At 56.5% G+C, this 24705-nt stretch carries 30 protein-coding genes; 14 read left to right on the forward strand and 16 right to left on the reverse strand.

Going from position 1 to position 24705, the window contains the following annotated elements; translation table 11 throughout:
• Positions 1-23: 23 nt before the first annotated feature.
• From phaR to ACR3FC_RS03660, 3 genes are all read right to left on the reverse strand, one after another.
• Positions 24-575 (reverse strand): polyhydroxyalkanoate synthesis repressor PhaR, encoded by a 552-nt coding sequence (gene phaR / locus ACR3FC_RS03650; RefSeq protein WP_480473452.1) that lies wholly within the window; start codon positions 573-575, stop codon positions 24-26.
• A gap of 135 nt (positions 576-710) precedes the next feature.
• A complete protein-coding gene (locus tag ACR3FC_RS03655; RefSeq protein WP_209503426.1) occupies positions 711-1157 on the reverse strand; it encodes a phasin family protein in 447 nt (148 codons plus the stop codon).
• 131 nt (positions 1158-1288) lie between these two features.
• Positions 1289-3091 carry a PHA/PHB synthase family protein gene (locus ACR3FC_RS03660; protein WP_480473453.1) on the reverse strand — a complete coding sequence of 601 codons (1803 nt, stop codon included), beginning with the start codon at positions 3089-3091 and terminating at the stop codon, positions 1289-1291.
• 111 nt (positions 3092-3202) lie between these two features.
• On the opposite strand from ACR3FC_RS03660, the gene phaZ reads away from it, so the two are divergent.
• Both phaZ and ACR3FC_RS03670 read left to right on the forward strand, forming a co-directional pair.
• A complete protein-coding gene (phaZ, locus tag ACR3FC_RS03665) occupies positions 3203-4474 on the forward strand; it encodes a polyhydroxyalkanoate depolymerase (protein ID WP_480473454.1) in 1272 nt (423 codons plus the stop codon).
• 5 nt (positions 4475-4479) lie between these two features.
• Entirely contained in the window at positions 4480-5067 is a 588-nt protein-coding gene (locus ACR3FC_RS03670; RefSeq protein ID WP_480473455.1) for a DUF6151 family protein, read from the forward strand.
• Here ACR3FC_RS03670 and ACR3FC_RS03675 read toward each other — a convergent pair.
• From ACR3FC_RS03675 to ACR3FC_RS03690, 4 genes are all read right to left on the reverse strand, one after another.
• Positions 5058-5774, reverse strand: coding sequence for an alpha/beta fold hydrolase (locus tag ACR3FC_RS03675; protein ID WP_480473456.1), 717 nt, complete (start codon positions 5772-5774; stop codon positions 5058-5060). The genes ACR3FC_RS03670 and ACR3FC_RS03675 overlap by 10 nt on opposite strands.
• Before the next feature lie 83 nt (positions 5775-5857).
• Positions 5858-6472 carry a hypothetical protein gene (locus ACR3FC_RS03680; RefSeq protein ID WP_480476783.1) on the reverse strand — a complete coding sequence of 205 codons (615 nt, stop codon included), beginning with the start codon at positions 6470-6472 and terminating at the stop codon, positions 5858-5860.
• A gap of 41 nt (positions 6473-6513) precedes the next feature.
• Positions 6514-7506 (reverse strand): alpha/beta hydrolase, encoded by a 993-nt coding sequence (locus ACR3FC_RS03685; protein WP_480473457.1) that lies wholly within the window; start codon positions 7504-7506, stop codon positions 6514-6516.
• Positions 7506-8255, reverse strand: coding sequence for an alpha/beta fold hydrolase (locus ACR3FC_RS03690; RefSeq protein WP_480473458.1), 750 nt, complete (start codon positions 8253-8255; stop codon positions 7506-7508). Before ACR3FC_RS03690 ends, ACR3FC_RS03685 begins: the two co-directional genes overlap by 1 nt.
• Positions 8256-8449: 194 nt before the next feature.
• Between ACR3FC_RS03690 and thrS the strand changes: the two genes are divergently transcribed.
• From thrS to ACR3FC_RS03715, 5 genes are all read left to right on the forward strand, one after another.
• Positions 8450-10408 carry a threonine--tRNA ligase gene (thrS, locus tag ACR3FC_RS03695; protein ID WP_480473459.1) on the forward strand — a complete coding sequence of 653 codons (1959 nt, stop codon included), beginning with the start codon at positions 8450-8452 and terminating at the stop codon, positions 10406-10408.
• 221 nt (positions 10409-10629) lie between these two features.
• Positions 10630-10932 carry a BufA1 family periplasmic bufferin-type metallophore gene (locus tag ACR3FC_RS03700; protein ID WP_267365389.1) on the forward strand — a complete coding sequence of 101 codons (303 nt, stop codon included), beginning with the start codon at positions 10630-10632 and terminating at the stop codon, positions 10930-10932.
• 72 nt (positions 10933-11004) lie between these two features.
• The gene (gene bufB, locus ACR3FC_RS03705) at positions 11005-11862 is read left to right on the forward strand and encodes an MNIO family bufferin maturase (RefSeq protein ID WP_480473460.1); all 858 of its coding nucleotides are present in this window, start codon (positions 11005-11007) and stop codon (positions 11860-11862) included.
• Positions 11859-12620: an HvfC/BufC family peptide modification chaperone gene (locus ACR3FC_RS03710; RefSeq protein ID WP_480473461.1), complete on the forward strand. Its 762-nt coding sequence runs from the start codon at positions 11859-11861 to the stop codon at positions 12618-12620. The genes bufB and ACR3FC_RS03710 overlap by 4 nt, the downstream gene beginning before the upstream one ends.
• On the forward strand, positions 12617-13135 hold the full coding sequence (locus ACR3FC_RS03715; RefSeq protein WP_480473462.1) for a DoxX family protein: 519 nt from the start codon (positions 12617-12619) through the stop codon (positions 13133-13135). The genes ACR3FC_RS03710 and ACR3FC_RS03715 overlap by 4 nt, the downstream gene beginning before the upstream one ends.
• A gap of 1 nt (position 13136) precedes the next feature.
• On the opposite strand, the gene ACR3FC_RS03720 is transcribed toward ACR3FC_RS03715, so the two are convergent.
• Positions 13137-13505, reverse strand: a complete 369-nt coding sequence (locus ACR3FC_RS03720) for a hypothetical protein (protein WP_480473463.1) — start codon at positions 13503-13505, stop codon at positions 13137-13139.
• Between the two features lie 41 nt (positions 13506-13546).
• Complete coding sequence (locus tag ACR3FC_RS03725; RefSeq protein WP_480473464.1) at positions 13547-13864, reverse strand: ArsC/Spx/MgsR family protein; 318 nt, start codon at positions 13862-13864, stop codon at positions 13547-13549.
• A 215-nt stretch (positions 13865-14079) separates the two neighbouring features.
• Between ACR3FC_RS03725 and ACR3FC_RS03730 the strand changes: the two genes are divergently transcribed.
• The gene (locus tag ACR3FC_RS03730; RefSeq protein WP_008758035.1) at positions 14080-14286 is read left to right on the forward strand and encodes a cold-shock protein; all 207 of its coding nucleotides are present in this window, start codon (positions 14080-14082) and stop codon (positions 14284-14286) included.
• 446 nt (positions 14287-14732) lie between these two features.
• Here ACR3FC_RS03730 and thyX read toward each other — a convergent pair whose 3' ends face one another.
• Positions 14733-15641 (reverse strand): FAD-dependent thymidylate synthase, encoded by a 909-nt coding sequence (thyX, locus tag ACR3FC_RS03735; RefSeq protein WP_480473465.1) that lies wholly within the window; start codon positions 15639-15641, stop codon positions 14733-14735.
• A gap of 176 nt (positions 15642-15817) precedes the next feature.
• Here thyX and ACR3FC_RS03740 point away from each other — a divergent pair, with 176 nt between their 5' ends.
• From ACR3FC_RS03740 to ACR3FC_RS03750, 3 genes are read left to right on the forward strand one after another with little or no spacing between them, the layout of a single operon-like run.
• The gene (locus ACR3FC_RS03740; RefSeq protein ID WP_480473466.1) at positions 15818-16246 is read left to right on the forward strand and encodes a VOC family protein; all 429 of its coding nucleotides are present in this window, start codon (positions 15818-15820) and stop codon (positions 16244-16246) included.
• The gene (locus tag ACR3FC_RS03745; RefSeq protein ID WP_480473467.1) at positions 16243-16944 is read left to right on the forward strand and encodes a DUF1194 domain-containing protein; all 702 of its coding nucleotides are present in this window, start codon (positions 16243-16245) and stop codon (positions 16942-16944) included. Before ACR3FC_RS03740 ends, ACR3FC_RS03745 begins: the two co-directional genes overlap by 4 nt.
• The gene (locus ACR3FC_RS03750) at positions 16941-17654 is read left to right on the forward strand and encodes a DUF1194 domain-containing protein (RefSeq protein ID WP_480473468.1); all 714 of its coding nucleotides are present in this window, start codon (positions 16941-16943) and stop codon (positions 17652-17654) included. The genes ACR3FC_RS03745 and ACR3FC_RS03750 overlap by 4 nt, the downstream gene beginning before the upstream one ends.
• On the opposite strand, the gene ACR3FC_RS03755 is transcribed toward ACR3FC_RS03750, so the two are convergent.
• The 3 genes from ACR3FC_RS03755 to ACR3FC_RS03765 form a co-directional block, all read right to left on the reverse strand.
• On the reverse strand, positions 17655-18152 hold the full coding sequence (locus tag ACR3FC_RS03755; RefSeq protein ID WP_480473469.1) for a MarR family winged helix-turn-helix transcriptional regulator: 498 nt from the start codon (positions 18150-18152) through the stop codon (positions 17655-17657).
• Between the two features lie 78 nt (positions 18153-18230).
• The gene (locus ACR3FC_RS03760; protein ID WP_480476785.1) at positions 18231-18455 is read right to left on the reverse strand and encodes a succinate dehydrogenase assembly factor 2; all 225 of its coding nucleotides are present in this window, start codon (positions 18453-18455) and stop codon (positions 18231-18233) included.
• A 29-nt stretch (positions 18456-18484) separates the two neighbouring features.
• Entirely contained in the window at positions 18485-18877 is a 393-nt protein-coding gene (locus ACR3FC_RS03765; protein ID WP_480473470.1) for a helix-turn-helix domain-containing protein, read from the reverse strand.
• Between the two features lie 92 nt (positions 18878-18969).
• On the opposite strand from ACR3FC_RS03765, the gene ACR3FC_RS03770 reads away from it, so the two are divergent.
• Positions 18970-20172: a pyridoxal phosphate-dependent aminotransferase gene (locus tag ACR3FC_RS03770; protein WP_480473471.1), complete on the forward strand. Its 1203-nt coding sequence runs from the start codon at positions 18970-18972 to the stop codon at positions 20170-20172.
• Positions 20173-20174: 2 nt separating this feature from the next.
• Complete coding sequence (locus tag ACR3FC_RS03775; RefSeq protein WP_480473472.1) at positions 20175-20576, forward strand: hypothetical protein; 402 nt, start codon at positions 20175-20177, stop codon at positions 20574-20576.
• Here ACR3FC_RS03775 and ACR3FC_RS03780 read toward each other — a convergent pair.
• Together ACR3FC_RS03780 and ppk2 are read right to left on the reverse strand one after the other, a co-directional pair.
• Positions 20573-21943: an MATE family efflux transporter gene (locus tag ACR3FC_RS03780; RefSeq protein WP_480476787.1), complete on the reverse strand. Its 1371-nt coding sequence runs from the start codon at positions 21941-21943 to the stop codon at positions 20573-20575. The genes ACR3FC_RS03775 and ACR3FC_RS03780 overlap by 4 nt on opposite strands.
• Positions 21944-22050: 107 nt before the next feature.
• A complete protein-coding gene (ppk2, locus tag ACR3FC_RS03785; protein ID WP_480473473.1) occupies positions 22051-22974 on the reverse strand; it encodes a polyphosphate kinase 2 in 924 nt (307 codons plus the stop codon).
• 121 nt (positions 22975-23095) lie between these two features.
• Here ppk2 and ACR3FC_RS03790 point away from each other — a divergent pair, with 121 nt between their 5' ends.
• Entirely contained in the window at positions 23096-23974 is an 879-nt protein-coding gene (locus ACR3FC_RS03790; protein ID WP_480473474.1) for an alpha/beta fold hydrolase, read from the forward strand.
• Positions 23975-24044: 70 nt separating this feature from the next.
• On the opposite strand, the gene ACR3FC_RS03795 is transcribed toward ACR3FC_RS03790, so the two are convergent.
• Positions 24045-24653: a carboxymuconolactone decarboxylase family protein gene (locus tag ACR3FC_RS03795; RefSeq protein ID WP_480473475.1), complete on the reverse strand. Its 609-nt coding sequence runs from the start codon at positions 24651-24653 to the stop codon at positions 24045-24047.
• Positions 24654-24705 lie beyond the last annotated feature (52 nt).

Here is a 24705-nt window from a genome sequence, read left to right on the forward strand (position 1 = left end):
TGGGCCTTTTCCTCAGGCTCACCTTAATTCAGTTTTGAAAGCTTCTGTTGAAGTTCGGCCAACTGTTTCTTGATATCGTCAAGATCCTCTTTCGGCTCTGACTTTTCGCTTTCCTTCTCTGGCGAGGACCATCTGCCAGACAACCCACCAGTCATAGCCTTCAGAAATGCCTGCTGCTGTGCTTTCAACGCTTCAAAACCCGGCATCTGGGACATCGGGTTCATGGCGTTCATGTTTTCCATCATCTTGCTTTGGCTTTCGCGCAGCATATCGAACGAGCTTTGCAGGAATTGCGGCATCATGCCCCCGCCCGGCAGCATGTAACTGCGCACCAGATCGTTCAGAACATTGACAGGCAGCACATTCTCGCCGCGGCTTTCATGTTCAGCAATGATTTGCAGCAGATACTGCCGCGTCAGGTCGTCGCCGGATTTCAGGTCGATGATCTGTACTTCGCGCCCGTCACGGATGAATCCCGCGATATCTTCGAGCGTCACGTAATCGCTGGTCTCGGTGTTATACAGCCGACGGCTGGCATAGCGCTTGATCAGCAGCGGTTTTTCTTGGTCCGACACCGGGTACCCTCCCCAAGGATGATGCGTTGCAGCACAGGTTATGCGAGTGCAGCACAAAAAGAAAGGGCAGGTCAATGGACCTGCCCAACGCGATTGCACCTATAGGGAGGGTCGGGTGCGTTTCGCTGACTTTTCTTACTTCGCAGCAGCAGCTTTTTTAGCGGCTGTGGTCACGTCGTTGGTTGCTTTTTTAACAGCGGCGGACGCTTCTTCCGCAGCTTCTTTACCAGCAGCCATCAGCAGTTCGACGGTTTCGGTCTGAACTTTTTTCGCGATTTCTGCGAAAGCGGCCATGTTCTCGGCTGCAACTTCAGCAGACGCGCTTGCGAAATCGGTTGCTGCTTTTGCGTAGTCGGCAGGCTCTGCCTTGGCTTTCGACATCTCGGTCAGTTTGGCCAGCGTGTCTTTGGTCCATTTGCTCGAGATTTCTGCCGATTTCTCTGCTGCTTCCAGAGCAACGCCCGACAGCTTTTCATTCAGCGAAGCGGTCGATTTGAATGCGCCTTCCATTGCGGTTGTGTCCACGGGGAATGCACCCATCATGTCTTTCATGATCGCGGTAAAGTCTTGGGTCTTAGCCATTGTCATAATCCTTTTAGCCAGTCCGGGCCCACCCCGGGTTTCATCAGCTTGAGGGCAATATGATTGCTGCAGCGCAGCATTGCAAGTTTTTTCTTGCTGCGCTGCAGAATAAATCAAGTTTCAGAATGAAATCAGGCGTTTGGTTTTGCCACTACATACGTTCCGGGTGCAGCACCCAGGCTCGGGTGCTTCGAATCGCCAGGTTCACGGGCCGGTACCTGCTTGCCCGACCGTTTCTTAAGCCAGGCATCCCACATGGGCCACCATGACCCTTCATGAAAATCGGCTTCCTTTAACCAGGTGGCGGCGTCTGTTTTCAAATCCGGGTTGGTGTAATGCCCATACTTTTTCTTGCTGGGCGGGTTCACGATGCCCGCAATATGACCCGACTCGGAAACCACGAAAGTTTTTGATCTCGAGCCCATCTTTTGCACACCGCGATAGCAGTCTTTCCACGCCGCGATATGATCGGTTTCGCATGTGATGGCCATCAGGGGCACATCAACGTCACCGAGCTTCAGCTTATGCCCCAGCACCTCAAAGCCATCGGTCGCGAATTCATTGCGCTGGCATAGCCCACGCAAGTACTCCACCGCCATTTTCGCAGGCAGGTTGGCTCCGTCACCGTTCCAGTACAGCAAATCAAAGGCCGGGGGCACTTCCCCCATCATGTAACTTCGAATGGCCGGGCCATAGATAAGGTCACGTGATCTCAGGAATGACATTGTGCGCGCCATGATCCACGACCGCAGAACACCTTCCTTTTTCACTTCTTCTTCGATTCCGTCGATAAAATCGTTTTGAAGGAAAGGCGTGAACTCTCCCTGATCGGAAAAATCCGTCAATGCGGTGAACAGGGTCGCCGATTTGACCGACTTGTCTCCTCGCTGTTTCAGCAGAGACAGCGTCAGGCTCAGGGTGGTACCTGCAATGCAATACCCCACCGCGTTGACCTGTTTGACCTTGCAAATCTTCTTGGCCGTCTCGATCGCGGTCAGGAAACCGTCCTGAATGTAGTCTTCCATGCCGGTTTCGGCATAACTTTCGTCCGGATTGACCCAGCTCACTACAAACAGGGTATATCCCTGTTCGGTGATCCATTTGATCATGCTGTTCTGGGCTTTCAGGTCCAGAATATAGAACTTGTTGATCCAGGGCGGGAACAGGACAATCGGTGTCTCATATACAGTTTCGGTCGCCGGCTTGTACTGGATCAGTTCCATCATCCGGTTACGATAAACCACCTCCCCCGGCGTCGTCGCCAGGTTACCGCCGACCTCAAAGGCACTCTCATCTGCCAGTTTGACGACCAGCTCGCCATTGTTGGCCTCAAGATCTGACACAAGGTTTTCCAACCCCTTGATCAGTGACTGGCCCTCGGTTTCGACCGCTTTTTGTAATGCATCCGGATTGGTCGCCAGGAAGTTTGTCGGCGCCATCATATCGACGATTTGCTGCGAGAAATATTGCAGCCGCCTTTTGTCCTTGGCATCCAGATCGTCCACGGACGCAACAGCCTGCGCGATCGCTTGCGCATTGGTCTGGTATTGCTGGCGGATCAGTCGGAAATAGGGATTGGTCTCCCAAAGGGGGTTCGAAAATCGCTTGTCTTCTGTTTTGGGGGCTTCGCCTTCCGCGTCAGACGCAGTCAGCGCTTTCTGCGCCTCGGCAAAGTTCAGCACTGACTTGCCCCAGAATTCTATCTGCTGTTCCAGTAGTTTGGCGGGATTTTGCCAAGCCTCCGCCCAGTAGGCACTTGCTGCTCGTGCGAAAAGCTCTTGATTCGGGCCGTCCAGCGCGGGTGTGTGCGGCCGTTTTACAGCCATGACCTCAATCAGGCGCTTGGACAGCTTCTCGACCTTTTCCATATTTTCTTTAAGGCGTTCAATATGTTCTTCGGATACGTCTGGCATGTGGTCTTCACTAGTTGTCATTTTAACAATTCCCCCCTAACCTCGCTGCTATGCAGAATAACGTCGTGGGTGCTGGGGGGCAAAGCGACGAATGGTCCGAACTCTCAGGCTGACACTCAGGAGGCCCCATTTATGCGCTACATGATGACCTACGACCTGATGGAAACTGCGCGAAACACCAACCAGTGGCTTGGTGCAACCGCCAGCGCGATGGCGTCTTATCCGATGTTTTCCATGGTGCCGAACCCCGCATTCAACTGGATGGCCGCCTGGGGCGAGGTTACCGAGCGTACGTTCCAACGGATGGTTGCAAAGCCCGATTGGGGTATTCGCACGTTCACCTGCGAAGATGGCAAGGATCATCTGGTTGAAATCACGACTGTTCTGGAACGCCCTTTTGGTGATCTGGTACATTTCCGCGTCAATGGCCGGAAAGAACAACCCCGCAAAGTGCTGTTGGTTGCCCCGATGTCCGGGCACTATGCAACGTTGCTGCGCTCGACGGTCAAAAGCCTTCTGGTCAATTGCGAAGTCTACATCACAGATTGGCATAATGCGCGCGATATCCCTGTGTCCGCAGGTAAATTCGATGTCGAAGACTACACGCTCTACCTTGTCGATTTTATGAAAGAGCTTGGACCGGACACCCATGTTGTTGCCGTTTGCCAACCTGCGCCTCTGACATTGGCCGCAACGGCATACCTGGCCGAAATCGAACCCAAAGCGCAGCCAAGCACTCTGACACTGATTGGTGGCCCCGTCGATCCGGACGCAACACCGACCGATGTGACAGACTTTGGCCGTCGCGTCACCATGGGCCAGTTGGAAGAAACAATGATTCAGCGCGTTGGCTTCAAGTACAAGGGCGTAGGGCGCATGGTCTATCCGGGCCTGCTGCAATTGGCCTCGTTCATGTCCATGAATGCAGATCGTCACTCCAAAGCGTTTTCCGACCAGATTCAGCGCGTCATGCGGGACGAAGCCTCGGATCAGGATGCCCATAACCGCTTCTACGACGAATACCTGGCCGTGATGGACATGACAGCCGAGTTCTATCTTTCGACGGTCGAGCGGGTTTTCAAGAATCGAGAGATTGCGAGAAACGAGTTCGTGGTCGCGGGTCACAAGGTGGACATCAGTAAGATTACTGATGTTGCGGTGAAGACTGTCGAAGGTGCAAATGATGACATCTCTGCACCCGGCCAGTGTATTGCCGCGCTGGATTTGTGCACCGGCCTGCCCGACAGCAAAAAGGCAAGCCACGTTGAACCCGGCGCCGGTCACTATGGTATCTTCGCAGGCCGCAGCTGGCGCGACAACATTCGTCCTCTTGTGATTGATTTCATGAACGAAAATGCGCGAAAACCAAACCGTCGCGCGGCCAATTCCAACAAGGTTGCCTAACCGAAATGAGTGGGTCAGCGCAAAATGGCCTTACCTTTTCCTGCCAATGCGGCAACTTGCAGGGACGCATTTCACCCCGCGGTGTTCAGCAAGGGACACATGTTGAGTGTTTCTGTCACGATTGCCGTGCCGCTCAACTATATTTCAAGCAACCCGACCCTGCACCTGCGCCTGTCGAGATTTTTCAGATCGCACCGGATGAGATCGAAATCAGCACCGGAAGTCAGTATCTTGCGGCGATGCAACTCAGCCCCAAGGGCATGCTGCGTTGGTACGCCAGTTGCTGTAACGCACCTTTGGCGGCAACGCCCAAAACCGCGAAACTCCCGTTTGCTGGCGTTATCGTCGGCAGGGTTGCGGGAGGTGCTTCAGCGCTTGGGCCCGTCACGACACGTGGGTTTGTTCCCCAACCGAACGGAAAGCAAAAGCACGAAAATCCCGGCCCCGCTATTTTTGGACTGTTGCGCAGGGCCGTCGGATCGCGCCTGTCTGGGCGATGGAAGAACACACCGTTTTTCGACCGAGAAACCGGTAAACCCGTAGTGACGCCAACTGTCATTTCAAAGACCGAACGCGCGACGCTTTACCAGTAATCAAACCGTTGCTGGGCGTCCAACCAGGTTTGCAGCGCCTCATTGACGATGTCGGGCGTTTCGAGGGTCGGCAAGTGACCCGCCTTTTCAATAACCAGCAGTTCCGCTCCGGGAATGAGCTCTGCCATGAAAGAATGTCGTTTAACCGGTGTCAGAGTGTCATGCGCACCGCACAGAACCAACGTGGGCACCTTGATGCGGCGCAATGCGGCCTGTTGATCCGGGCGTCGTTGCAGGGCACGCATCTGACGCACGAAGGTTTCAACACCCAAATCCTGTGCCATTGCCAGCAAGCCGTTCAGGATGGGAATACGCTGCGGGCCCGGTGCCAGCGTGTCGGACCCCACAAGTTTCCGCATGACCTCCTCCAACCGGCCACCCTGCGCGCCAATGATCAGGTCTTCGCGACCGGCGGCAATTTGAGGCGTGTCCGCCTGTGCATCAGTTGCCATCAGGCACAGGCGTGACACACGTTCCGGGGCCCGGCGGATCAGCTCTAACGCCACCACACCACCCATGCTTAAACCAGCCAGTGCAAACCGATGTGGAAGTTGGTCCAATATACCCGAGGCGATCTCTTCGATACGCTCACCTGCTGAGATTGGCGCAACGGTTACGGGTCGCGTCTGCGAAAACACCTCGATCTGAGGGCGATACAGTCGGGCATCGCACATCAGTCCAGGTAGCAGTACCAGCGGCTCGATCACACGGGGCCTCCATATGCTCGGTATTCCGAGCCCTTGGGTTTGTAGTCAGGTTGAGAGTTTATCACATTCCAACAAGCGGAACGTCACGGATAGGCGATTGCCCGAAAAGCTGGAAAGTCAGCATAGCGGGACCGCCGTGAAGCCGCACTTTCCTCGGGCTCAGCGCCCGGTTTCAGAAGGCATCCGCGTGGCGCAATGTAGCTGTCAATCCGGCGCTGCGGTTTCGGGCGCCACACCAGATTAAAAGCGCAAAGTTTCGGAAAAAACCAGATCTCGGAATAATCCAGGTGATCATGCATCCACCATGCCAGATCGCGCCAATCCCTGCCCTGCGCATGCTGATCCGCAAACCACGGAATTACAACAGACGCCCCGGCAATCCGCTCGTCCCCGGCTCCACGATCCCAGATGTGGCATTCCAACGGGTGATCATTCCGGGCGCAGTTCAGTTTGTTTTCATTGCCAAACCTGTTTAGCGACGGTGAGCGATAGCCCGAGCGCACAGCGATCCTGCCAAAGGTCTCTTCCAGCGGGTCCAGCAGAGTTTCGCAGAACGCGCGTCCCGTCTCGATAGCCAGATCAGGATTGTCTGGAATGTTCTGTTTCTGGTGAAAGTTCCCGATCTCGGAATAGAGGAAATCGCGCATGAAGAAATACCGGGACAGACGAACGCGCCCCAAGGTCTCAAGGCCCCACATACTGCCCGGCTTACGCATCTTACCGCGACCCGAGGCCGCCATCATTCCACCCCCAGCCCTTTTAACCAATCCAGGATACCGGCCACAGCCGCGTCGGTCTGCCCTGGCGACATCAGGCGACCGGCAATAACATGAGATGACGGATCATCCTCGGGACCCATTGTCACCAGTTTGACGGATGCTGGCGCACCCCACGCTTCGGCGACCTCGTGTGTGCGGCCAGGGCGCACCACCTGATCGTTGTCCGAGAACCAGAACAGCACGGGCACAAGGGCGTTCGAGAAATCCAGCGCAAATACTTTCTCGACAAGAATGGACATCGGCACGACCGATTCCCACGGATAGACCGTAGACCAATATTTGTTCTTTTCCTGGTCTGGCCCCGACACATCGCGTTCGTCCCCCATCAGGACCGGTAACCAATCCCTCGCCCATGGCAAAGTGGGAATCCATGCCGCGGCCGTGTTGACCCCGAAATTCGGAGAGACAAAGACCATGCCGACAACGTTCTCGCTGAGGCTGGCATCCAAAGCGGCGGCGGCTGCAAGCGTCGCACCGGTCGACGTTGAAATCACGATCAACTTGTCCCCAACAGCACGAGCGGCCGCCAATCCCTCGGCGGTGTCCTGCATCCAGCCCGAGGCAGTGCCTTCCGCCATGGCTGATCCGGTTCGCCCATGACCTTGCAGGCGTGTGTAAACCAGATTGGCCCCCAGCGCGTCTGCCACAAGGTCCGGCACTGGCCGGATTTCCTCGGAACTTGCTGAAAAGCCATGGATGTAAAGAACGGAATACGGGGTGCGCCGTTCGTTAAAGCCATCCTGCCAGATCACTCGTTTTTCGACACCCGGAACGATATCGTCAAACGCGGCTTCGGTGCTTTCGAAATAAACCTGTACGCCCTCACCGAACTTGCGCGGATCAAAGCTTGGGCTCAGGTTCACCTCTTCGCGCGGGCCAAACCAGTAGATAAGGCCGCCGACGGCAATCAACGCAAGGAACAAGCGCCCCAGAAGCCATCCCAAACGCCGCATCACGCGTCTCCCAACACATCCAGAACCGCCGCCTCAATCAAGCCAAGACATGCATCATCCGAGAACCTGTGATCTGCATCCTTGACCAAAAGAAGCTGCATGTCCGGCCCTGTTGCGTGGTCCAGCAACCGAACGGCCGTTTCAGTCGAAACGGCCGTATCCGCTGTTCCCTGTAGGAAACGAACCTTGAACGGCAGGTTCAACGTGTCGCGCAGTACAAGGCGCTGCCGCCCATCTTCGATCATCCTTTTGGTGACGATGTAAGGTTCCATGTAATCGGACGGCAACTCGACATGCCCGACCGTTTCCAGGTCGGCTTTCTGGTCATCGGTGAATGAAGCCCAATAGCCATCTTCCGTGAAATCCGGCGCGGCGGCGATCGTGACCATACCTGCGATCCGGTCCGGCAGGGCCTTGGCCAGCAAAAGCGCCTGCCACCCCCCCATGGACGAGCCGACAACGATCAGCGGCCCTTTGGTCAAGGCATCGACCGCAGCGACAGTGTCCTCATGCCAATCCCCAATGCAGCCATCCGTGAACGCGCCAGAGCTTTCGCCGTGACCGGAATAATCAAACCGCAAAAAGGCCCGCCCCCGCGCCTGCGCCCAAACTTCCAGATGGACTGCCTTGGTGCCTTCCATATCCGACATGAGCCCACCCAGAAAAACCAGGGTCGGCCCTGCCCCTTCGGTCTTGTGATAGGCCAGTTTTCGCCCTTGTGCTGTTTCCAGAAAATCCGTCGCCGCCATAAAACCCTCTTACGCTTTGGGGAACATCATGCACGGCAGCCCGTTGGTCGCAATTCCCGAATTCGGGGTGTCGTGGCGTCAGTGACCGTACCCTGCGACCCTTGACAGGAATTGCTGCACCTGCCACATCAGCCAGACGCAAATAACCCGCAACCGGGCGTTCAGTGGGCGCCAAACCGACGAGGAGAGCCAACATGGCCCTGGATTCAAAATCCGTCTCTCTCACTTTCCCAGATGGCAATGCACGTTCCTATGACGCAGGGGTTACGCCCGCGCAGGTGGCTGCCGATATTTCAAGTTCGCTGGCCAAAAAGGCCATCTCGGCCACCGTTGATGGCAAACACTGGGACCTGCAATGGCCGATCGAAGCCGATGCACAGATTGCCATCCACACCATGAAGGATGACGCGCAGGCCAACGAACTGATCCGCCACGATCTGGCCCACATCATGGCCCGCGCCGTGCAGGAAATTTGGCCTGCGACCAAGGTCACCATCGGCCCCGTTATCGAAAACGGCTGGTATTATGACTTCGACCGGGAAGAACCGTTCACGCCCGAAGATCTTGGCCTCATCGAGAAAAAGATGAAAGAGATCATCAACAAGCGCGATCCTGTCACCACCGAGGTTTGGGACCGCGAGCGGGCCATCGAGTTCTACAAGGCCAATAACGAGCCCTACAAGGTTGAGCTGATCGAAGCCATTCCTGGGGATGAGCCGTTGCGCATGTACTGGCACGGCCACTGGCAGGATTTGTGCCGCGGTCCCCATCTGCAACATACCGGTCAGGTTCCCGGTGATGCGTTCAAGCTGATGTCCATCGCCGGTGCCTATTGGCGCGGCGACAGCAACCGCGCGATGCTGCAACGCATCTACGGCGTGGCCTTCACCGGCAAGGAAAAACTGAAAGACCACCTTCATATGCTGGAAGAGGCCGCAAAGCGCGACCACCGCAAACTAGGCCGAGAGATGGACCTGTTTCACATGCAGGAAGAAGCCCCCGGTCAGATTTTCTGGCACCCCAATGGCTGGACCATCTACACCCAGTTGCAGGACTACATGCGACGTCAGCAGCGCAAGGGTGGGTATGTCGAGGTAAACACGCCGCAGGTCGTTGACCGCAAACTGTGGGAACGATCAGGCCACTGGGACAAATATCAGGAAAACATGTTCATCGTCGAAGTCGACGAGGAACATGCCCGCGAAAAGGCCGTCAACGCGCTCAAACCGATGAACTGCCCCTGCCATGTCGAGATTTTCAAGCAAGGCCTGAAATCCTATCGCGACCTGCCGCTGCGCATGGCCGAGTTCGGATCGTGTAACCGTTACGAACCCTCTGGTGCATTGCATGGCATCATGCGGGTGCGCGGGTTCACGCAGGACGACGCCCATATCTTTTCAACCGAAGAACAGATCGAGGCGGAGACCGCCGAATTCATCCGTTTCCTCAGCGTGATCTACAAGGATCTGGGGTTCGAGGATTTTTCGGTGAAATTCTCTGACCGTCCCGAAACCCGCGCCGGATCGGACGAGGTATGGGACAAGGCAGAAGCGGCACTTTTGTCCGCCACCCGTGCCGCCGGGATCGAACCGGAACTGAACCCGGGCGAAGGTGCATTCTATGGTCCGAAACTGGAATTCGTTCTGACGGACGCCATCGGGCGTGACTGGCAATGCGGCACCTTCCAGGTCGATTTCGTTCTGCCCGAACGGCTGGACGCCACCTATATCGGCGCCGACGGGGCCAAACACCGCCCCGTCATGTTGCATCGCGCCACGCTGGGATCCTTCGAACGCTTTATCGGTATCCTGATCGAGGAACACGCAGGCAAATTGCCGTTCTGGCTGGCCCCGCGTCAGGTCGTCGTCGCGTCCATCACGTCCGACGCGGACGACTATGTCGCCAAAGTGGTCGAAACCCTGCGCGCGGCAGGTGTGCGGGCCGAGGCTGACATCCGCAATGAAAAGATCAACTACAAGGTCCGTGAGCATTCGGTCGGCAAAGTACCTGTAATTCTGGCCGTCGGTCACCGCGAAGTTGACGAGCGCACCGTAAGCGTGCGGCGACTGGGTGAAAAACAGACTCAGGTACAACCGCTTGATGTTGTAACAAAAGAGCTGGCACGCGCCGCCACCCCGCCAGATCTGCTGTAACAAACAGCACCATATCCAAAAAAATCCGACCCCTCTTATGGGGTCGGATTGTAACATTTCACCCTTTCTTCATCAAAAACAATGTATTACGCTACAAGGGGGCAGGCCGCCCCATGACGCGCTTGTGAGACACGGGCTCGTGAATTCAACTCTACCCACCAAGCCACTACCTTTGTCATTGTCACAAGCAGACATACCCAGTCATCAAGAGGATTACCGAGATGTCGAAAACAGCTAAATCCCTGGTTATCGCAACCGCAGTCGCAGCCGCCGTATCGGGTGCCGCAACCACAGCAAGCGCACAGGCAAAAGAAAAGTGCTACGGTGTATCGCTGGCCGGCCAGAACGACTGTGCCGCAGGCCCCGGCACCACCTGCGCAGGCACCTCGACCGTTGATTATCAGGGCAACGCCTGGACCCTGGTTGACGCAGGCACTTGCGCCGACATCGAACTTCCTGCGGAAGCAAACGGCACGCCGCGCAAAGGTTCATTGGAAGCGCTGGAACGCGACCTGCCGGCATAAGATTGGCCTGACGATTTCAAGGGGCGGGCACCATCGCCCGCCCTTTCCCTTTCGTGATCGAGGAACTGGCCCATGTTGGATGACACCCACCGGTCAAACCGCCTGCCTGCAGCGCCGGGCGTAGGTTACAAACCGCAACATTTTGCTCAGATACTTGAACACGCACAGCCTGTTGCATGGCTGGAAATCCATGCCGAGAACTATATGGGCGACGGCGGGCGGCCCTTGGCGCAGCTGCGCCACCTCTCCGAAAAGTTCCCAATCTCGGTCCATGGCGTTGGCCTTTCCATTGGCGGTGAAGGCGCGCTGGACCTTGATCATCTGGCCCGGCTAAAACACCTGGTAGGCTGGCTGAACCCTGCAAGCTTTTCCGAACATTTGGCCTGGTCCACCCATGACAGCCATTTTTACAACGACCTGCTGCCCCTTCCATATACCGACGAAACTCTTGCGCGGGTTTGTGAACATATCGACCAGGTCCAGCACACGGTCGGGCGCCAGATGCTGCTGGAAAACCCGTCCAGCTATCTGGCCTTCGAGGAAAGCACCTGGTCCGAACCTGATTTCCTGAGGGAGATTGCCAGGCGCACCGGTTGCGGCTTGTTGCTGGACGTAAACAATGTCTTTGTCTCGGCCACCAATCTGGATTTCTCGCCGCAAGGTTATATTGACGCCTATCCGCTTGAAAAAGTGTCGGAAATCCACCTTGGCGGCCATGATGAGGATGAAGACGACCACGGTCATCCGCTGCTGATCGACAGTCACGGACGTGAAGTGGTCGATCCGGTGTGGACCCTGCTGGATTATGTGCTGGAGCGTTCGGGGCCAAAACCCATTCTGATCGAATGGGACACTGATGTGCCGGATTGGCCCGTTCTGCGAGATGAGGCCGTTCGCGCGCAATCCGCACTGGACCGGATACCGGTATGAGTGTTTCGCAATCTGAATTCCGCGCGGCCATGATGGATGCGTCAGCGCCCGTTCCCGGCGGATTGCTGGACGGTGGCGCGCGCCCCGCTGGTCGCCGGTTCAGCGTGTACCGCAACAATGTTGCGGTGTCGCTGACCGAGGCGATGCATCAGGCGTTTCCCGTGATTGCCAAATTGCTAGGGGCGCAGAACATGGATGGGCTGGCCGGGATTTTCCTGCGTCAACACCCGCCCTCCTCTCCTCTGATGATGTTTTATGGCGAGGCGTTTCCTGATTTTCTGGCCGGAATGCCCCAACTTGCCCATCTCGGATACCTGCCCGACGTGGCCCGGTTAGAGATTGCCTTGCGCAAGTCCTACCACGCCGCCGACAGCGAACCTGCGCCGGCAGACGTTTTAGCGGTCGAGCCCGAGCAGGTCATGCAGGCCCGGTTGCAGTTTGCACCGGCCATGCAGGTGATCCGCTCGGACTGGCCCATTCACGCTATCTGGCGCTTCAACATGGAAGCCGATGCCCCGAAACCAGATGCACGGGCCGAGGATGTGTTGATCACGCGCGCCGAGTTCGACCCGACACCCAATCCGCTTCCAGCGGGTGGTGCAGACTGGATCGCCTATATGCAGAACGGCGACACAATCGGCGGGGCATTTGAAAAAACGACTGCTGAACTGCCTGAATTTGATCTTGGAACCACTCTGGCACTGCTTCTGAAGGGTGGTGCAATAACCTCTGTGACTATCGAAAGGCCCAAGACATGACTGCTCTGATCTCAACCTACAATAACACCATGGGAAAACTGGACTTTGCGTCTGGCTGGTTGACCCCTACGCTGGCACGGCTGGTCTTTGTTGCGGTTCTTCTGGTCTATTACTGGAACTCGGCCATGCTGAAGATCGACGGATCGATCTTTTCGCCTTCGGCAGGTGCCTTTGGTCAGATTTTCCCCAAAGCGGCAGAAGCTGTTCTGTATGACGTGTCCCAAATGACGTTCTTCCAACGCATCGTCATCTTCATGGGAACGGTTGCCGAATTTGTGCTTCCGACGCTACTTCTGGTTGGACTATTCTCGCGTCTGGCGGCTTTGGGCATGATCGGTTTTATCTGGGTGCAGACCCTTGTCGACGTCACCGGACATGGCGTGAAACTGGGCAGCCTGTTCGACGCGGCCCCGTCCCTGATGGATCAGCGCACGATGTGGACCTTCCTGATGCTGGTGATCGTCGTCAACGGCGCAGGTCCGATCTCACTCGACCGGATCCTGCGCCTTAAGTAACTTAGAAATGCGCCTTGGGCTGGTCCGGTTTTCCTGCGGCCAGCCCAAGTACCCCGGCGACAGCAGCAAATGTGATCGGGAACATGGTGAAAACACCAAAGCCGAACGCGTAGTACATCGCGGCCGCCGACACCAGCAACAAGACCCCGGCAATCAACGCGCGCGCTGGCGCCATGGCCCCGCCCGCGATTGCCAAGAGGGGCGCGATAATCGAAATGGCTTGCACCAGATCAGGATTGTCGACCTGGCTTAGCATGCCTTCAATTTCACCGACATGGTCAACCACGACCACCTTCGCATAGCCGAAGAACCCGACGATCATGCCGATCAACCCGGCGATTACACCCAATAACATTGCGGCATTACGCATTGAAAATCCTCATTGTTGCTTTCAGGCAGATAGGCACTCGTTCAAGAAATGCCAAGCTGAGCACGGGTTTCAGCCGTCCAGCCCAACAACAGCCTGCCATCCGCTTCGATCAGTGGGCGTTTCATCAGGGCCGGATGCTCTCTCAAAAGCTCCAAAGGGGCCTTAGCACGCTGGGTTTCGTCCAATCCGCGCCATGTCGTCGATCTGGTATTAAGCAAGTCATTGCCGAACTCAGCAAAGGCCCGTGACAGCACCGAATCCGGCACACCGTCGCTGCGTACGTCAAAAAACTTGGCGTCTGGAAGTGATTTCAATGCCTTGCGACAGGTGTCACAGTTTTTCAATCCATAAAGCTGCATGTCTTTGACGCTCCTGCCCTTGCTTCCTTTTTAGGCAATCTTGCCCGTTTCTTGCGGTTATTCTTGATTTTTTACTTCACCGTGCAATGTTGAAAAAGGCGAAACGCACGAATTGGACTGTTCAGCATGCGCTACGCAGTTTTTTTGTGTGGTGACGCTGACCACAGCCCCCACCAATTTGTGGGACAATGCGTAAGTAGAAGGAGACACGGGACATGCCAACCGGCACCGTGAAATGGTTCAATACCACCAAAGGCTATGGATTTATTGCCCCTGACGAAGGGGGCAAAGATGTGTTTGTACATATCTCGGCCGTAGAACGGTCCGGCCTCACCGGACTCGCAGACAACCAAAAAGTTTCGTACGAGTTGCAGGACGGACGCGACGGCCGCCAAATGGCAGCTGATTTGAAACCACTGTAACGACTTCCCGCTAAACACGCGGTAGATCATTAAGGATGACGGCCAATTTCCGGCCGTTATCCATCCCCCACCGGTTTCGTTCCATTACCCTCGCGCGGGCTTGGCGTCGGCGTGGTTATTCCAGTTTTCGCCCGTAGCCACGATGCAAGATGTGCCTGTCGCGTAGGTGACAACCATTGTCCAGTCCCCGCGCTGACTTGCCCAGACTTCCATAACCTGTTCCGGCCCGCGAACACCCGATGCCACGCGCCGAACTGACTTTCCAGTTTCTGGTGCAGCCGGGGCGTCAGTTCGCACAGAACCTCAGCTATGGGGATTTGGCTCGCACAGGTAGGGCAAAACCAAAAACCAGACATAACAGAGCAAGGTTCAAAAAGCGGGCCATGGAACCAATGTAACAATTCCATGACGACACGTATAGACAAAAGCTATGCAGCTTGTCGGTTCTATCTGCGAATGATCGCCTCGAACTCACGCCATTCGCGCGCCGTCATCCCCGAGTTTTCCTGCGTGACCGCCTCTCCTGCCAGCATTCGTTGCAGGCTTTCGACCATCTGGGCAGACAGGTTTACCGCACCCAGCCGATAATCCTCGAACGCCTTATACGCAAACGGCACCCAATCAGCGACGATCTTGCACATCGCCTCGGCATAAACGCGGATTTCATACTGAGCATGTGGGTCGGCACGCAGGCGCAGGAAGTGGAACAGATTATGCAGGTCCACCTTCCAATACCACTGCGTATAAACGTTTGCGGGTAGGTTCATGCGGGCCAGTTCACGGGCAAGCCCCTGTTGCCCGTCCTGGCTGATCATGGACTCGTAGTTGTCATAGCACCGCGTGCTGTCCGCCTTGAGGGTTTCCAATACGCGCGCGGCCTCTTCACCTTCCAACGTTGCCCCACGGCCCTGATTGTTCACTTCGGACTGTGCTGCCACATGTTCAGGGGCAGGGATATAGAACTCGCGATCCAGAATTGAATACCGTGCCGAGTATTCATTCACATTGGCGGTCCGGTGCCGGATCCACTGCCGCGCCACAAACACCGGCAATTTCACATGCAATTTGACTTCGCACATTTCGAATGGCGTCGAATGCCAGTGCCGCATCAGATACCTGATCAGCCCCTCGTCATTCTGAACGGATTTGGTGCCTGTGCCGTATGAAACGCGCGCAGCCTGACAGATGGCGGCATCGTCACCCATATAGTCGATCACGCGGACAAAGCCATGATCCAAAACCTGATGCGCTGTGTATAGGTGGTCTTCCATTCCCGCCGAGACAACTCGACGCGTGGGATGCGATTGCGCGCGTTGCGCGTCGATCTCGGCCTGTTGATCAGGGGACAGCGGCATCGAATCTTCCTTTCTGGCAATGAGTCGCCTGCCACTATATATCGCCGATCCCGGCACAGGAACCGCGATATATGCCGCAGCGGACGCAATAAACAAATTGCTGCTGAGGGCTCTATCGACACGTCGAGGAGGAGCGCTAAGCTCTTGGCAATGTGAGTCGAAAAAGGATGGCCGAAATGGCGTTGAAATATCTTCACACTATGGTCCGCGTGAAGGATCTGGAAAAATCCATGGCATTTTACGAGCTTCTGGGTCTGAAAGAAACACGTCGGTATGACAGTGAAGCCGGGCGATTTTCTCTGATCTTCATGGCTCCTCCGGGACAGGAAGACGCCCCGATCGAGCTGACGTACAATTGGGACGGTGATGACGAGTTGCCCGCCGACAGCCGTCACTTCGGCCATCTGGCCTACGGTGTCGACAATATCTACGAGGTTTGCCAACATCTTCAGAACAACGGTGTTACGATCAATCGCCCGCCAAGGGATGGTCGCATGGCTTTTGTTCGATCGCCCGACAATATCTCGGTTGAGCTTTTGCAGAATGGCGAAGCACTGGAACCAGCCGAACCCTGGACCAGCATGGAGAGCAGTGGTCACTGGTGATCCGTTGGCTGATAGCAATTGGGCTGGTCGTTCAGGCCAGCCCTGTCAAGGCCGAGCAATGCCGCTTGGCGCTGGCCTTGGCGATGGATATTTCCGTTTCAGTCGATGAGGCCGAAGATGTGTTACAACGGCAGGGGTTAGCCGCCGCATTGATTGCGCCCGAAGTGCAAGAGGCCTTCTTTTCTTCACCGATGCCGGTTGCCCTGGCGGTATATGAGTGGAGTGGCCGCTCAACCCAAAATGTCGTCCTGAACTGGACAATGATCGATGATGTTGGTGATCTGCTGTTCGCATCCAGCCAGGTCAGCCAATCCGTCCGATCTGACAGCGGATCAGCAACAGCTATGGGCTATGCGTTGGCATACGGTGCAACCCTTATGGAGCAAGCGCCGCAATGCTTGTTTCAAACCATTGACCTGTCCGGCGACGGCACGAACAACGATGGCTATGGGCCGCAGATCGCCTATCGGCACTTTCCCTTTCAAAACACTGTCGTGAATGGGCTTGTGATCAACGCAGCCGATTTCGAGGGAGAGCTGTTCCTGATCCCTTTCTTCGAAAATAACGTCCTGCACGGGCCCGGCGCCTTTTTGGAAATTGCCACCGGGTTTGAAGATTTCGAGCGCGCCATGCGAAAGAAACTGAAACGGGAACTGAGCGGCTTGCAGATCGGTGCATTGCGGATTGAAGGCCCATGATACGTCGCGTGATCGTCTTACTGGCTTGCCTGATATCAGGACCTGCCTTTGGCGAATGCCGTCAGGCCCTTGCGCTGGGGCTGGATGTGTCGGGTTCGGTCGACAGCCGGGAATACAGGCTGCAACTGGACGGGCTGGCGGCGGCCCTGAGCCGCCCCGAAGTTGGCCAACTTATGTTGTCGGACGGCGCAACCGCCTTGCGTCTGGCGATCTTCGAATGGAGCGAGCGGGGACATGAACGGATGCTGCTGGAGTGGACAGAAGTACGGTCCCCCGCCGACCTGATCGCAATCAGTGATCGTTTGATCCGCACCTCGCGCAGCGCAGCGCCGCAGGGAACGGCGTTAGGGTCGGCCATGTTATTTGGCTCTTCCCTGCTTGATCAGCAAAGGGGGTGCTGGCGCCGTACGCTGGATTTGTCCGGTGATGGCAAACATAACCTCGGACCGCATCCACGTGATGTGAAAGCTAGTTTACGACATGACGGGATCACAATTAACGGGCTGGTGATCGGTGCCGACGATCCGAAAGAAGGTGATCGGAGATATGTTCAGGTCGGTGAACTATCAGCCTATTATTCAGCCTGGGTCATTTTGGGGCCAAACGCATTCGTAGAAGTGGCGCTGGGCTTTGAGGCATATGAAGAGGCCATGACCCGCAAACTTCTTCGTGAGCTGGACAGCCTTGTTCTGTCTGACGCCCGCCACTGATCAATAGATATACCGTATCTGATCCGTCCAGTACCGTTCAACGCGACGCAGCGAACTGGTGATATCCTCAATACCGTCAAGCCCAAGCACCCCCCTGCCTTGCAGGCCTTCGGCGTGACGTGCAAACAGCTTGGACACGATATTGCGGATTTCTCTGCCCTGCGGCGTCAGGCGTACGCGAACTGAACGGCGATCAATCTCGCATCTTTGGTGGTGCATATAGCCCATCTCAACCAGTTTCTTGAGGTTATAGCTGACATTGCTGCCCTGATAGTATCCACGGCTTTTCAGTTCGCCTGCCGTAACTTCGTGATCACCGATATTGAACAGCAATAACGCCTGAACCGCATTGATTTCCAATACGCCGACGCGCTCAAACTCGTCCTTGATGACATCCAGCAACAACCGGTGCAGACGCTCCACCAGGACCAGTGCCTCAAGATAGCTGGTTATGAAGCCCTTAGTCTCTGGTGTGGAGACCTGCATTTCCATACTCATCCGACCCTCCGATTCCGTCGCGCTGTTTGACACACGATGAACCGAAAATCCGAAAAATCGGTTAAGCGGAACTTTGCCTTATTTCTGAAAGGTTTGCGCTATGTCTGCAACCAGGCTGGCAAATCGCGCCGGAGGCTGCACCTGCCCCGTAACCCATTGATAAAGGTCCTGATCGTTTTCGTGCAACAGCGCATCATAGATATCCAGACCGTCGGCATCCATGTCGGCCAGATTGCGCCCAGCATAGGCTGACAGGATAATGTCCATCTCTTTGATGCCGCGTCGCATCGACCGCATTTGCATGCGCTTGATGCGCACATCCCGGGGTTCGCTCAATTCTTCTGCTCCAGCATCTGACGCATTTTCTTTTCCAGACGTGCCGCGCGTTCGGAACATGCGCGCATCTCAGCGCGGATGGCGCGCAGTTCGGCCACGGCCGAGGACAGTTCCGTTCCACCTTCGCCCTCACCCACAGGTGCATCCATGCCGTCGCCCTCGCCGGTCAACAACCACATGATCGAGACATTGACCATGCCCGCCATCATCGACAGCCTGTTGGCCCGGGGTTCGGACAGATCGTTTTCCCAATCTGAAATTGTCGCCTTCTTGACCCCAAGACGCCGTGCCAGTTGCGCCTGTGTCATTCCCGCGGCTTCGCGTGCACCGGCCAGACGGTCTCCGAATGTCGCAGAATCCGGACCATACCAGTCGTTTTCATCATTCATTCGGGTCTCCAATTCACTTTATCTATACGGCTTGATCGTCACTCTGACGCACCCTATGACAGTCGGGCTGAACATACAAACCGAGGCCGAGCATGAGTTTTCTGTCTGCGACACTGTCACGCGTCAAACCTTCACCCACCATCGCTATGACAGCCAAGGCAGCCGAGCTGAAGGCCGCCGGGCGTGATGTCATCGGCCTGAGCGCCGGTGAGCCGGATTTTGACACGCCACAGAACATCAAAGACGCCGCTGTTGCGGCCATCGCAGCAGGCAAAACCAAATACACCGCGCCGGACGGCATCCCCGAACTGAAACAAGCGGCATGTGCCAAGATGAAACGCGATCATGGGCTGGACTATTCGCCGGCCCAGATCTCGGTCGGGACCGGTGGCAAGCAAACGCTGTACAATGCCCTGATGGCGACGATGAATGACGGTGACGAGGTAATCATCCCTGCGCCGTACTGGGTCAGTTATCCCGATATGGTGCTTTTGGCGGGGGGCACCCCTGTTGTGGTCGAAACGACGCTGGAAAACAGCTTCAAACTGACCGCAGAACAACTGGAAGCCGCCATCACGCCCAAAACAAAGTGGTTCATCTTTAACTCGCCCTCGAACCCGACGGGTGCAGGGTATAGTCGGGATGAACTGAAGGCGCTGACCGATGTACTGATGCGTCATCCGCATGTCTGGATCATGTCGGACGACATGTACGAACATCTGGCCTATGACGGGTTCGAGTTCTGCACCCCGGCCGAAGTTGAACCCGGTCTATTTGACCGGACCCTCACCTGCAACGGGGTTTCAAAAGCCTATGCCATGACAGGTTGGCGCATCGGTTATGCCGCCGGCCCGGTCGAGATCATCGCGGCCATGCGCAAGATCCAGTCGCAATCAACGTCGAACCCCTGTTCGGTCAGCCAATGGGCTGCTGTTGAGGCCCTGAACGGAACCCAGGATTTTCTGGCCCCGAATAACGAGACATTCAGGCGCCGACGCGATCTGGTGGTTCGGATGCTGAACGAGATCGACGGCGTCACCTGCCCAACGCCTGAAGGGGCCTTCTATGTCTATCCGTCTATCGCCGGATTGATCGGGAAAACGACGCCGGCAGGGACGGTCCTTGTAGACGATGAAGCCTTTGCAACCGCCCTGCTGGAAGAAGCCGACGTGGCCGTTGTGTTTGGTGCCGCCTTTGGCCTGTCGCCGAATTTCCGCGTCAGCTATGCTACGTCCGACGCGGCACTGACCGAAGCTTGCAGCCGCATCCAGCGTTTTTGTGCTTCTCTGAGGTGACCATGTCCGCCGAACTGCCTGAGTATTACTTTCGCATACGTGAAAACGGTGCTGCGGTGTTTCGGATCGATACTGAAAACCGTCAGCGTCGGATCGAAATGGATCAGATTGCCGTCATCAATATCCGCAATGGCGAGGTCAAGCCGCACGGGCAGCGGACGCTGTCAGACCGGGATCAGGCCGAGATTGCCCAATGGATGGAAGAGCGCCGGGCCCTGCTGGCCCAGCGCGACATCGACGACATTCATCGCGCGGTCGACTATCTGAATCTGACCACGCAATGGGCTCAGTCCAAGGCCAGCGACACGCAGCTGGAGGATGTGACCGACAGGTTATTGATGGCCATGCACGACCTGCGTACGGTATTGGTCCGGAAAAAGGCAGATCGTCTGGACAAAGACTAAGCGGGCTCGGCTGATATCTGTATCTGCTGTACCGAATACATCCAAAACCGGGTCATGAGAAGCACGGCCGCGAAGGCGAGACCAAGCACCAGCCCCAGCCAGACGCCGATGCCGTCCATATGACGAACAAAGCCGAAATAATACGACGCCGGAATTCCCACGACCCAATAGCTGAGCGCCGCCATGACCATTGGGATCTTGGCATCCTGCAACCCGCGCAGCAGGCCCAGCGCAATCACCTGCGCGCCGTCGACCAGCTGGAACAAAGCCGCCATGGCAAGCAAACCGGTACCGATGGTCAGGATTTGTCCCCGCTGCGGATCATCTGCTTCCATGAACAGGGAAATCAAAGGCTCGGCACAAGTCAGGAACAGGATGATGGTTGCCACCGACATGACCAGCGACATACCAGTCACGGAGATTGCGCCCTTTTCCAAATGCGCCCTGTCCCGACGACCCAGCGCATTGCCAGCCCGGATGGTCGCTGCATTTGATAAGCCCAGGTGAACCATGAAGGTGGCCGAAGCCAGGTTCAAGGCGATCCCATGCGCAGCCAGCGGGACCTGACCCAGCCAACCCATCATCACCGCAGAAGTCGCGAACAGTGAAACTTCGGCCAATGTGGTCAAGCCGATGGGCACACCCAGCTTCCATACGCTGGCAAACATTTCCCAATCCGGTCGCCAGAACCGTTGGAAGAGGCTGTGCTCCGGCAACGTCCGGACCACGTAGATAACGACCGCGATCAGCGAAACAACTTGTGTCGTGATCGAGGCGATTGCCGCCCCTGTCACGCCCAGTTCGGGGGCGCCCCAGTTGCCGAAAATCAACGCATAATTGGTCAGCCCGTTCACAGCCGCCGCCGCAATTGTGATCCACAAAACGATCTGCGTTCGCTCCAATGCAGCCAGATAGCTTTTCAACACCATCACAATGAGGGCCGGAAACAATCCCCAACCGGCGACTCTCAGGTATTCGGCTGCGGTTGCAGCGACTTGCGGTTCCTGCTTCATGGCGATCAGGATCGGATAGGACCACCACAGCAAGGGCATGACAACCACGGCATACAGCAACGACAACCACAGACCCATCCGGGTCGAGCGGCGAATGCTGGTTTCGTCCCCTTCCGCCGCTGCTGTGGCCACCATGGGCATGACTGCCCAGCCAAATCCCGCGCCAAACAAAAACAACACGAAGTAATAACTGTTGGCCAAGGTAACGGCCGCCAGCGCCTCGACCCCGTACCAACCCAGCATGATGGTGTCGGTCAAACCGATCGCGTATTGCGCCAGATGACCGCCAACCAGTGGCAGGCCAAGAACGGCAATAGCCCGAAAATGGGCCGGGTATGTCATCACCTTTGTCATCGCTCCAGCCATATGCGCGGCTTTGGCGCGGGACAAGAGCGGATCGGCAAAATTTCAGATTGAGACTTTGGTGCCCGTCCTTTCCCTGTGGCCGGGCATTTTGATGCTCAGCGGGCGTCGGGATGCAACGCGGTGCCCAGAATATGCTCGGATCGGTGAATAACGTGATGCGCCTGCCCTACGATCAGCGGATCAGGCTCGCACACGATATCGTGATCCTTGCCAGGGTAATCCAGCGAGGACAGGAAGTGACGCATACAGTTCAGGCGCGCGCGTTTCTTGTCATTCGACTTGATAATCGTCCAGGGTGCATCAGCCGTATCCGTGTAAAAGAACATGGCCTCTTTCGCCTCGGTATAGTCATCCCACTTGCTGAGGCTCGCCTTGTCGATCGGTGACAGTTTCCATTGCTTCAGGGGGTCGGTTTCGCGGCTTTTGAAACGGCGCTGCTGCTCTTGCTGTGTAACCGAGAACCAGTATTTGTATAGCTGAATGCCCGAGCGCACCAGCATCCGTTCCAACTCGGGCGTTTGCCGCATGAACTCAAGATATTCGTTGGGCGTGCAGAACCCCATGACCCGCTCCACACCCGCGCGGTTGTACCAGGACCGGTCATAGAACACCATTTCGCCTACGGTCGGCATCTCCTGAATGTAGCGCTGGTAGTACCACTGGCCTTTCTCTTCCCAGGTGGGTTTGTTCAATGCAACGACACGGGCCTGACGCGGGTTCAGGTGCTCCATGAACCGCTTGATCGTACCCCCTTTGCCTGCGGCATCGCGCCCTTCGAACAACAACACAAACCGCTGCCCCGTTTCCTGCGCCCACAGTTGAACCTTCAAAAGCTCGGCCTGCAGATTGGCTTTTTGCGTCTCATACACCGACCGGGCCATTTTGCGGCCATAGGGGTATTTCCCACTTTCAAATGCCTGCCGGATTTTCTCGGGGCTGGGCGCTGAGGGGTCGGTGTCTTTGGCGAGCGTGGTCTTGATCTGGGTGGGTTCTGCGTTGGTCGTGGCAATGGCGTCCATACATCCTGTCCTTTTCTACTGTCCCGAACGGTGGCTAGCAGAAAGCTCGGAAATGCGCTTTGATTGGTATCAAATAGATGCCTCAAAAACCCATAGTTTCCAGCGCGGATCACTTGTTCCAATGCAAACGTCTTTTTTCAAGCTGAACGGCCATTCTTTCCACGTCAGGACATGGGGCGACAAAGCCGCGCCACCGTTAGTGATGCTGCATGGTTTCCCCGAATACAGCGGCGCCTGGGCCGATCTTGCGCCTCATCTGGCCGAACGCTTTTATTGTATTGCTCCGGACCAACGCGGTTATGGCCAAAGCTGGTGTCCCGAAGGGGTGCAGAACTATACCCTGTCGCAACTGGTCACGGACATAGCGGCGCTGATAGAATCCTGCGGTGCGCCTGTTGCGCTGCTGGGTCACGACTGGGGCGCATCGGTAGGTTACGGCGTCGCCATGTTCCGCCCGGAACTCGTAGATCGGCTAATCATTGCAAACGGCGTACATCCGGTGCCGTTTCAACGCGCCATGGCCTTGGGTGGCGCACAATCCACAGCCTCGCAATATATCAATCTGCTGCGGGCACCTGATGCCGCACAAAAACTGTCCGAAAACAACTTTGCGATGCTGGAACAGTTCTTTCGCCATGGTATGGGACTGGACTGGTTGACCGAAGCTCGCATGGCCGACTACCGCACTGAATGGGCTCGACTTGGTCGGCTGCAGGCGATGCTGAATTGGTACAGAGCTTCTCCGCTCGTTGTCGCCAAACCCGGTGTCCCCGCAACAGGTCTGCCTGACCTGCCGCTCGACCGGTTGCATGTCAGGTGTCCGCACCTGTTGCTTTGGGGGCCGGACGACAAAGCCCTTTTACCCGAATCCACTGAGGGGCTGGAGGCGTTTGCCACCTACCTCACCCGTGTCACGATCCCTGGGACCGATCATTGGTTGCATCATCAAAACCCGAGGTCCGTGGCGCAGGCCATTCTGGAATGGACTGGCCTGACGTAATCAGGCCCCGCCCGCGCACAACGGCAAGCCAGGCAGCCTTTGTCGCAGCGCCAACGACATCTTTAGCACCTTACCGGTGCCCCCAATCGTCAGGGTTGTCAGAGTTGTTCGGCGACAAGCCCAACTCATCACCATCGGTTGAGCACCCAAGCCCCAGAACCGTCCGGTTTGCATATGAAAAGTAGGAGCAGACCTGATTGATCTCGAGGATTTCGCCATCATCCCACCCCGCGTTGCGCAGGGCGGCGACGTCCGCCTCGACCAGATCGGCCGGCGCTTCGGTCAGCTTGCGGGCATAATCCATCGCAGCCATTTGCGCCGCATCCAGCGGTGCAGCCAAGGGATCGCGCGCCTCAATCGCTGCCCTGATCGCGTTGCCGCGCGCCGCGTCACCCAGCAAGCGTTGAAGACCCGCAAAGTGATGCTCGACGCAATAGCTGCACCGGTTCAGCGAGCTGACCCAAACCCCCAGCACTTCCAGAAACCATTTCGGTATCTTGTTGCCCGAATGATGCAGCACCGCCTTGTACATGGCCATATGGCCTTCCATTGAATGCGGGCGAAGGCTGTGTGCCATCATGATGTTGTCTACGTTATTGTTCGGCCCGGTCACGCGCTCGTAGAGTTTCTTCAACTTTCCAGTCGCTTCTTCGAACGGAACGGTTCTGATCCAGCTCATTTATTCACCTCCGCTTTACCGGGATCAAAGGACGGGTTATCTGCACGGATTG

The sequence above is a fragment of the Ruegeria sp. AF3 genome (genome assembly GCF_056536285.1).

Coding starts and splice junctions, on each gene's coding strand:
- ACR3FC_RS03790 (WP_480473474.1), top strand. CDS start 23,096: ATGCAAACGTCTTTTTTCAAGCTGAACGGCCATTCTTTCCACGTCAGG.
- ACR3FC_RS03710 (WP_480473461.1), top strand. CDS start 11,859: ATGAGTGTTTCGCAATCTGAATTCCGCGCGGCCATGATGGATGCGTCA.
- ACR3FC_RS03730 (WP_008758035.1), top strand. CDS start 14,080: ATGCCAACCGGCACCGTGAAATGGTTCAATACCACCAAAGGCTATGGA.
- ACR3FC_RS03770 (WP_480473471.1), top strand. CDS start 18,970: ATGAGTTTTCTGTCTGCGACACTGTCACGCGTCAAACCTTCACCCACC.
- thrS (WP_480473459.1), top strand. CDS start 8,450: ATGGCCCTGGATTCAAAATCCGTCTCTCTCACTTTCCCAGATGGCAAT.
- ACR3FC_RS03715 (WP_480473462.1), top strand. CDS start 12,617: ATGACTGCTCTGATCTCAACCTACAATAACACCATGGGAAAACTGGAC.
- ACR3FC_RS03775 (WP_480473472.1), top strand. CDS start 20,175: ATGTCCGCCGAACTGCCTGAGTATTACTTTCGCATACGTGAAAACGGT.
- ACR3FC_RS03680 (WP_480476783.1), bottom strand. CDS start 6,472: ATGTGGGGCCTTGAGACCTTGGGGCGCGTTCGTCTGTCCCGGTATTTC.
- ppk2 (WP_480473473.1), bottom strand. CDS start 22,974: ATGGACGCCATTGCCACGACCAACGCAGAACCCACCCAGATCAAGACC.
- ACR3FC_RS03755 (WP_480473469.1), bottom strand. CDS start 18,152: ATGAGTATGGAAATGCAGGTCTCCACACCAGAGACTAAGGGCTTCATA.
- ACR3FC_RS03795 (WP_480473475.1), bottom strand. CDS start 24,653: ATGAGCTGGATCAGAACCGTTCCGTTCGAAGAAGCGACTGGAAAGTTG.
- bufB (WP_480473460.1), top strand. CDS start 11,005: ATGTTGGATGACACCCACCGGTCAAACCGCCTGCCTGCAGCGCCGGGC.
- ACR3FC_RS03725 (WP_480473464.1), bottom strand. CDS start 13,864: ATGCAGCTTTATGGATTGAAAAACTGTGACACCTGTCGCAAGGCATTG.
- ACR3FC_RS03700 (WP_267365389.1), top strand. CDS start 10,630: ATGTCGAAAACAGCTAAATCCCTGGTTATCGCAACCGCAGTCGCAGCC.
- ACR3FC_RS03655 (WP_209503426.1), bottom strand. CDS start 1,157: ATGGCTAAGACCCAAGACTTTACCGCGATCATGAAAGACATGATGGGT.
- ACR3FC_RS03690 (WP_480473458.1), bottom strand. CDS start 8,255: ATGGCGGCGACGGATTTTCTGGAAACAGCACAAGGGCGAAAACTGGCC.
- ACR3FC_RS03765 (WP_480473470.1), bottom strand. CDS start 18,877: ATGAATGATGAAAACGACTGGTATGGTCCGGATTCTGCGACATTCGGA.
- thyX (WP_480473465.1), bottom strand. CDS start 15,641: ATGCCGCTGTCCCCTGATCAACAGGCCGAGATCGACGCGCAACGCGCG.
- ACR3FC_RS03750 (WP_480473468.1), top strand. CDS start 16,941: ATGATACGTCGCGTGATCGTCTTACTGGCTTGCCTGATATCAGGACCT.
- ACR3FC_RS03660 (WP_480473453.1), bottom strand. CDS start 3,091: ATGACAACTAGTGAAGACCACATGCCAGACGTATCCGAAGAACATATT.
- ACR3FC_RS03720 (WP_480473463.1), bottom strand. CDS start 13,505: ATGCGTAATGCCGCAATGTTATTGGGTGTAATCGCCGGGTTGATCGGC.
- ACR3FC_RS03740 (WP_480473466.1), top strand. CDS start 15,818: ATGGCGTTGAAATATCTTCACACTATGGTCCGCGTGAAGGATCTGGAA.
- ACR3FC_RS03780 (WP_480476787.1), bottom strand. CDS start 21,943: ATGACAAAGGTGATGACATACCCGGCCCATTTTCGGGCTATTGCCGTT.
- ACR3FC_RS03670 (WP_480473455.1), top strand. CDS start 4,480: ATGAGTGGGTCAGCGCAAAATGGCCTTACCTTTTCCTGCCAATGCGGC.
- ACR3FC_RS03760 (WP_480476785.1), bottom strand. CDS start 18,455: ATGCAAATGCGGTCGATGCGACGCGGCATCAAAGAGATGGACATTATC.
- ACR3FC_RS03685 (WP_480473457.1), bottom strand. CDS start 7,506: ATGCGGCGTTTGGGATGGCTTCTGGGGCGCTTGTTCCTTGCGTTGATT.
- phaZ (WP_480473454.1), top strand. CDS start 3,203: ATGCGCTACATGATGACCTACGACCTGATGGAAACTGCGCGAAACACC.